The organism is Nocardioides sp. CPCC 206347 (assembly GCF_048654605.1).
Classification (GTDB): Bacteria; Actinomycetota; Actinomycetes; order Propionibacteriales; family Nocardioidaceae; genus Nocardioides.
This window is the reverse complement of record NZ_JBMCYZ010000013.1, coordinates 1-6,210: the sequence shown is the minus strand read 5'-3', so window position 1 is coordinate 6,210 and position 6,210 is coordinate 1. Positions and strand designations below refer to the sequence as shown.

The following is a 6,210-nucleotide window of genomic DNA, read 5'->3' as shown; positions in this document are numbered from 1 at the left end:
GTGTCAAGCCTCAACCGGAGCAGCCGTCAAGCATCAGCCGAACATGTGTAAGGCCTCAGCCGAAGGTGAACCGTCAACCCTCAACCGAGACAACACAGAGCTTCGGTGGGGCGGGTGGGGCTCGAACCCACGACCCAAGGATTATGAGTCCTCTGCTCTGACCGACTGAGCTACCGCCCCGAGGTGCGGCATCACCCTAGAGGACGGACAGTGCGGGCGAACCGGTCACTCGCCCCAGCCCAGCGGGAAGACTTCGAACGGTGCCGCGAAGGGCACGCCGAGTCGCGAGCCGGTGGCCCGCGCCATGCCCTCGAGGAACTCGCGCGGGTCCCAGTTCTCCCAACCGAGTCCGTCGATGTAGGCCGCGTGGGCCTTGAGGGACTCGACGCCGACGTCGAAGGTCGCGGTCGTGTCGACGGCGTGGGTCGATTCAGGTGAGCCGAAGGCCCACACCTCACGCACCCCGCCCCACGGCTCGAGGCCCTGGGCCACCTGCTCGGCGAAGATCCACCGGTTGCCGGCATCCCGCGCCGCGTCCAGGACCGCTCGCCCGACGGCGATGTGGTCGGCCTGGTTCAGGTTCCGCCCGCCCCAGGTGGGGTGGAAGTTGCCGGTGATCACGATCTCCGGCCGGTGCCGTCGTACGACGGCCGCGAGATCACGACGCAAGGCGGTTCCGTACTCGAGGATCCCGTCGGGTTGCCGCAGGAAGTCGACGACATCGACGCCCACGATCTCCGCGGAGGTCACCTGCTCGGCCTCGCGCACCGTGCGGCAGGCATCGGGGTCGAGCCCGTCGATGCCGGCCTCGCCGCTGGTGACCATGCAGTAGACGACGTTCTTGCCCTGTCCGGTCCAGCGAGCAACGGCGGCTGCGGCGCCGAACTCCATGTCATCGGGGTGGGCGACGATGCACAACGCACGCTGCCAGTCCTCGTCGAGGGGCTGGAGCGGCACAGGAGTCTCGGCCATGGAGCGAGCATGCCACGCCTGACCGCCTACGCTGCGGCTGTGATCAAGTACCTCGGCTCGAAGCGCACGCTGGTGCCGACGCTGGGGGACATGGCGGTCGCGACCGAGGCCGGGACCGCGGTCGATCTCTTCACCGGGACCACCCGGGTGGCCCAGGAGTTCAAGCGGCGGGGGATCGAGGTCACCGCGGCCGACGTCGCGTCGTACTCCGAAGTGCTCAGCGATTGCTACATCGCCGCCGACGCAGCGCAGGTCGATGACGACCTCCTCGACGCCGAACTGGCGCGCCTCGGCAGCCTGCCCGGGACGCACGGCTACTTCACGGAGACCTTCTGCGAGCAGGCCCGCTTCTTCCAGCCCAAGAACGGCCTGCGGATCGACGCGGTGCGCGAGGCGATCGAGCGTGACCACCCGCCCGGCAGCCCGCTGCGCCCGATCCTGCTGACCAGCCTGATGCTGGCTGCCGACCGCGTCGACTCGACCACGGGCGTCCAGATGGCCTACCTCAAGCAATGGGCGCCGCGGTCCCACGCCGAGCTGGACCTCCGCCGCCCGGACCTGCTCCCCGGACTGGGGCACACCGTGACCGGTGACGTCATGGACACCGTCGAGCTCATCGGCCCCGTCGACCTGGCCTACGTCGACCCGCCGTACAACCAGCACCGCTACTTCGCGAACTACCACATCTGGGAGACCCTGGTCCGCTGGGACGAGCCGGAGCACTACGGCATCGCGTGCAAGCGGGTCGACACCCGCGAACGCAGCAGCGTCTTCAACAGCAAGCGCTCGATGCCGGCCGCGCTGGCCGACGTCCTGGGCCGGCTCCGCGCCGAGGTGGTCGTCGTCTCCTACAACGACGAATCGTGGATCACCCCCGAGGAGATGACCTCGTCGCTCCGGGCAGCGGGCCATGCCGAGGTGGCGCTGCTGGCCTTCGATCGCAAGCGGTACGTCGGCGCGCAGATCGGCATCCACAACCGCTCCGGGGAGCGGGTCGGTGCCGTCGGGCGACTGCGCAACGTCGAGTACCTCTTCGTCGCGGGCTCGGCGGACAAGGTCGCGGCAGCCGTCAGCGCAGGCGACCCGACGCGCCGGCGATGAGCAGTCCCTCGTCCTGCTGGACCAACCGCAGCGTGACGTCCTCGGTGCGCCGGGACCCGTGGAGTCGATACGTGTAGGTGTAGCTCACGGACAGTGAGTCGGGGTCGCCCTCCACCTCCACGATCTCGGGGTCCTCGATCGCGTTCCACACCTCCCGGTAGCGCGGGCTGGACTGCTGGTAGGACGGCGTCAGCAGGTCGAACCCGCGGTCGGGGTTGCTGCTCGCGGTGGCGACATAGGACCGCGCGAACGCCTCGAGCTCGGTGGCGGCGACCGGCGCCGCGGAGGCCGTCGCCGTCGGCTCGTCGGCGACCGGCTCGTCGTCGGTGGACGGAGACGTGCTGGTCGCCGGCCGTGGCGATCGCTCGTCGTCCCCGCCGAAGAGGAGTGCGGCGCCAATCGCCGCCAGGCCGAGGATGACCGCTCCACCTGCGACGAGCATCGCGGCACTCGAGATCCGACGCGGTGGCGGTGCCGGAGCCACCCGGGCCCGGAGGTAGTCGGCGACGTCGGCCATCGTCGGACGGTCCCGGGGGTCCGTCTGCAACGCCAGTTCGACGAGGGGAGCCAGCCAGCCGACGCGGCGAGGGTCCGCATCGTCGATCGAGGGCGGACGGCCGGTGGTGACGTGGAGCAGGACGGCCACGAACGACCACACGTCGTCCCCCGCGGGATGTGGCCGCAGGCCCCAGATCGGGTCCGGCGGCTGGAAGGCGGGATCTGCGGCGACCGCGTCCGGATCCAGCAACGTGGCGTGGCCCAGCGCGTCCACCTGGATGGCGGTCGGCGAGATGGCGCCGTGGACGCGCCCGCCCCCATGGAGTACTGCCAGCGCCTCGGCGACGGGCAGCAGGACGAGCGCGGCGTCGTCCGGGGGGAGTGCGCCGCGTGTCCGCACCCGGTCGGCCAACCGGGCGTCGTACTCGCTCACCTGCCGGAGGCTACCCACAATCGGAGCGACATCGGCGGTTCTTGTCGAGGGCTCGCCACAGTCACGCGGCGCCGGCGATCCTGAGCTCGCCGTCCTGCTCCTCGAGTTCGAGGGTCACCTCTTCGGTGCGCTTGCCCTTGCCCGGGAAGACGTAGGAGTAGGTGTAGGTGACCGTCATCGCCGTCGGATCGGCCGCGATGCTGAGGATCTGGGGCGACCGCAGTGGTCCCCAGAACGCTTCGTACCCCGGGCTCTCCGCCTGGTACGCCGGCGTGAGCATCCGGAAGCCGGCCGCCGGATCCTCATCGGCCGTCCGCACGTACGTCTCGGCGAACTCCTCGAGCTCGCCGGCCGTGCGGGTCGGGGCTGCGGTGCCCGTGGGCGACGTGGATCCCGCGCCGTCGGCCGCGTTCCGGCCGGGATCGTCGTCACCTCGGCCGATCAGCGCGACGGCAGCGACGAGCGCCGCGATCACCAGTGCAGCGGCCACCACCAGTGGAGTCGTACGTCGGCGCGATCGCGCCGGCGTCGGCAGGGGTTGGGGCGCCGGCGGACGGGGCAACGGGGGAGCCATGGCCGGAAGGGCGGCCGTCGCCGTCGCCTCCGTGCTCACGGGATCCGCGCGCCTCAGGTAGTCGCGTACCTCGGACATCGACGGCCGCGCCGCCGGATCGGCGGTCATCGTCATCTCGACCAGGGGGCCCAGCCAACCCGCTTCGACCGGTCGGGGCGGGTCGCCGCGGACGATCCGGTAGACCACTGCAAGCGGCCCGTTCTCTCCCTCCTCGACGTGGTACGGCGGCCGGCCGGTCAGGACGTGGACGAGGGTCGCGCCGAACGCCCAGACGTCACTCGCGGGACTCGCGAGGACGCCGGTGGCGACCTCGGGAGCGAGGTACGCCGGCGACCCGGTCACCAGGCCGGTCTGCGTGAGCGTCGCGTCCTGGTCACCGCGGGCGATGCCGAAGTCCGAGAGCTTCGCGCCGCCCGCCTCGCTCACCAGGATGTTGGACGGCTTCACGTCGCGGTGGACCACGCCCTGGGCGTGGGCGGCCACCAGGGCGTCCGCGACGGGTTCGAGCAGCTCCGCGGCGGCGGTGGGGGTCAGCGGGCCGCTCTCCCTGACCACAGATGAGAGAGAGGGACCGTCGACGTACTCCATGATCAGCCAGAGCGCGTCGTCGGTCTGCACCAGGTCGAACACAGAGACCACGTGCGGATGGTTGATGCGGGCCGCGAGCCTGGCCTCCCGCGCTGCGCGGGCCGGGTCGTGGGTCTGGCCGGACAGCATCCCGATCCGCTTCACGGCGACCGGGCGCCCCAGGACCTCGTCGCGACCCAGCCAGACCGCGCCACTCGCGCCCCGCCCGACCTCGCGATCGAGCGTGTAGCGCCCATCCACCGGTGTGCCGCTCATGATGCCCTGAACGTACCCACAGGTCGTGCTTCGAACCCAGTGGGCGTCTTGCCTCCGGATGGGGCAGGCTTGCTTCCACCATCTTGTTGTTCTTGTTCGTTCGTCTGCTGATTGTTCCCACCCGGAAAGGACCGACGTGCCCGTCGACCCCACCCTCCTCGACGATCTCGCGTGGCGCGGCCTGCTGGCCGAGTCCACCGACCGCGACGCGCTCGGCGCTGCGCTTGCGGAGGGCAGCGTCCGGTACTACGTCGGCTTCGACCCCACGGCGCCGAGCCTGCACATGGGCAACCTGGTGCAGATCGTGACCGCCATGCGCCTGCAGCGCGCCGGCCACACGCCGTTCGCACTCGTCGGTGGCGCCACCGGAATGATCGGCGACCCGCGGGACTCGGGGGAGCGGACCCTCAACTCCCTCGACACGGTGCAGGACTGGACCAACCGGGTCCGCCGCCAGATCGAGCCGTTCCTGTCCTTCGAGGGCGACAACGCCGCGACGATGGTGAACAACCACGACTGGACCGCCGGGCTCTCGGTCATCGACTTCCTGCGCGACATCGGCAAGCACTTCCCGGTGAACCGGATGCTGGGGCGCGAGACCGTGAAGCGCCGGCTCGAGTCCGGCATCAGCTACACCGAGTTCTCCTACGTGCTCCTGCAGTCGATGGACTTCCTGACCCTGTTCCGCAACCACGGCGTCACGCTCCAGTTCGGCGGGTCCGACCAGTGGGGCAACCTGACCGGCGGTGTCGAGCTCATCCGGCGAGCCGAGGGCGGCCACGCCCACGCCTTCGCGACGCCCTTGATCACCAAGGCCGACGGGACGAAGTACGGCAAGACCGAGGGCGGCGCCCTCTGGCTGGATCCCGAGCTGATGGCGCCGTACGCCTTCCACCAGTTCTGGCTCAACGTCGAGGACGAGAAGGTCATCGAGCTGATCAAGACCTTCACCTTCGTGTCGCGTGAGGACATCGAGGCCCTCGAGGTACGCCATGCCGAGAAGCCGTTCCTGCGGGAGGCCCAGAAGCTCCTCGCGGACGAGGTCACGACGCTGGTCCATGGCTCGGTCGAGACCGAGCAGGCGAAGACGGCGGCCGCGGCGCTCTTCGGAGGCGGCGACATCACCGCGCTGTCCGCAGTGACCCTGGGAGCGGCACTGGCAGAGGCCGGTGTCGTCGAGGTCGACGGTGGCGCCGGCATCCCCGACGTGGTCGAGCTGTTGACCCTCACCGGGCTGGCCGCATCGAAGGGCGAAGCGCGCCGGACGATCGCCGAGGGCGGGGCGTACCTCAACAACGTGAGGGTCGACGACCCTGCTTTCACCCCGACGGCAAGCGACCTGATCGGGTCGTCCTGGCTGGTTCTCAGGCGTGGAAAGAAGCGTTTCGCAGGCGTCCGCGTGCACTGAGAACGCCCTCCGGAGGCCGTGTGGCCCGCGTCACGCCCCCCGGATTTGTGCTCTCCGGGGGAGTGTCGTAATGTTCTGCATGTCGCCGGGTGCGGCGGGAAGCAAGGAGCCGATCGGCTCCGGGCTACCGGCCCCAGCGAACACCATCTCGATCGCAGTCAGATCGGGTGCCAGTCCGAAAAGCAGGCCTTGTGGGCCTGGTACAGACCGGGATCCGGATTGTGATGGGATAACCATCAGCGCGAAGACAGACCGGCAACGGCGAGCTTCGCAGTGTTTGATGTTTGAGAACTCAACAGTGTGTCATGCATATAGATTGTTGTGACTGTTTTGCGCTGACTGCCTTTGGGTGGTTGGTGTGTGGTTTCGGCAATATGATTG

Annotated in this window: 5 protein-coding genes and 1 tRNA gene; 2 read left to right on the top strand and 4 right to left on the bottom strand. The window is 69.6% G+C overall.

All coding sequences use genetic code 11. The annotated features are described in order from the left end of the window. Positions 1-106 precede the first annotated feature (106 nt). Both ACOACQ_RS24040 and ACOACQ_RS24035 read right to left on the bottom strand, forming a co-directional pair. Positions 107-180, bottom strand: a tRNA-Ile gene (locus tag ACOACQ_RS24040). A gap of 45 nt (positions 181-225) precedes the next feature. Then, complete coding sequence (locus ACOACQ_RS24035) at positions 226-972, bottom strand: PIG-L deacetylase family protein (protein WP_378596018.1); 747 nt, start codon at positions 970-972, stop codon at positions 226-228. A 9-nt stretch (positions 973-981) separates the two neighbouring features. Between ACOACQ_RS24035 and ACOACQ_RS24030 the strand changes: the two genes are divergently transcribed. Beyond that, positions 982-2,073 carry a DNA adenine methylase gene (locus ACOACQ_RS24030; protein WP_378596017.1) on the top strand — a complete coding sequence of 364 codons (1,092 nt, stop codon included), beginning with the start codon at positions 982-984 and terminating at the stop codon, positions 2,071-2,073. On the opposite strand, the gene ACOACQ_RS24025 is transcribed toward ACOACQ_RS24030, so the two are convergent. Together ACOACQ_RS24025 and ACOACQ_RS24020 are read right to left on the bottom strand one after the other, a co-directional pair. Next, entirely contained in the window at positions 2,042-3,004 is a 963-nt protein-coding gene (locus ACOACQ_RS24025) for a hypothetical protein (RefSeq protein ID WP_378596016.1), read from the bottom strand. The two genes, ACOACQ_RS24030 and ACOACQ_RS24025, sit on opposite strands and share 32 nt — an antisense overlap. Positions 3,005-3,065: 61 nt before the next feature. After that, positions 3,066-4,421: a serine/threonine-protein kinase gene (locus ACOACQ_RS24020; protein ID WP_378596015.1), complete on the bottom strand. Its 1,356-nt coding sequence runs from the start codon at positions 4,419-4,421 to the stop codon at positions 3,066-3,068. 136 nt (positions 4,422-4,557) lie between these two features. Here ACOACQ_RS24020 and tyrS point away from each other — a divergent pair, with 136 nt between their 5' ends. Continuing rightward, positions 4,558-5,829, top strand: a complete 1,272-nt coding sequence (gene tyrS / locus ACOACQ_RS24015) for a tyrosine--tRNA ligase (protein WP_378596014.1) — start codon at positions 4,558-4,560, stop codon at positions 5,827-5,829. Positions 5,830-6,210 lie beyond the last annotated feature (381 nt).

Excerpts from the sequence above, each read along its gene's own strand:
- ACOACQ_RS24035 (WP_378596018.1), bottom strand. The coding sequence starts at position 972 with ATGGCCGAGACTCCTGTGCCGCTCCAGCCCCTCGACGAGGACTGGCAG.
- ACOACQ_RS24020 (WP_378596015.1), bottom strand. The coding sequence starts at position 4,421 with ATGAGCGGCACACCGGTGGATGGGCGCTACACGCTCGATCGCGAGGTC.
- ACOACQ_RS24030 (WP_378596017.1), top strand. The coding sequence starts at position 982 with ATGCCACGCCTGACCGCCTACGCTGCGGCTGTGATCAAGTACCTCGGC.